Source organism: Lactobacillus sp. C449L (assembly GCF_059900815.1).
This window is the reverse complement of record NZ_JBWXGA010000435.1, coordinates 1-397: the sequence shown is the minus strand read 5'-3', so window position 1 is coordinate 397 and position 397 is coordinate 1. Positions and strand designations below refer to the sequence as shown.

The following is a 397-nucleotide window of genomic DNA, read 5'->3' as shown; positions in this document are numbered from 1 at the left end:
GCCGTCCCGCACCGCCTGCCGCACGGTATCGTTGAGCCGGGCGGGATCCTGCACCGGATGGGCCGCGATCAACTCGACGCCCGCCTCCCCCAGCAGCCGCCTCGCCTCCTCGAACAGCGCCTGGCCCTTGCGCGAATGCGCGTTGACGACGAGGACGGCCTGGCGGGGGACGGGACGGTTCGTTTCCACGCCGCATTGAACTCATGGAAGCGTCAAGGTGTCCATGGGTCAGCGCGGCGGCGCGGGGCGACCATTTGAGTGGAGCCTGCTCCAGGACTTGGCGCGGAAGCGCGAGGCGCTTTCACCTCGAACGATCAGGCGCTAGAGGCTTGCAGTCATGAGTGCCGCGTCCTTTCCCGCCATCCGCCTCCGCCGCACCCGCGCCGCCGGCTGGAGC

Annotated in this window: 1 protein-coding gene; it reads right to left on the bottom strand. The window is 70.0% G+C overall.

Translation table 11 applies throughout. From position 1 onward, the window contains the following. Positions 1-189, bottom strand: a 189-nt coding sequence (locus AC2JF9_RS10155) for a hypothetical protein (protein ID WP_500727520.1), incomplete at its 3' end; no start/stop codon positions are given. Between the last annotated feature and the right edge of the window lie 208 nt (positions 190-397).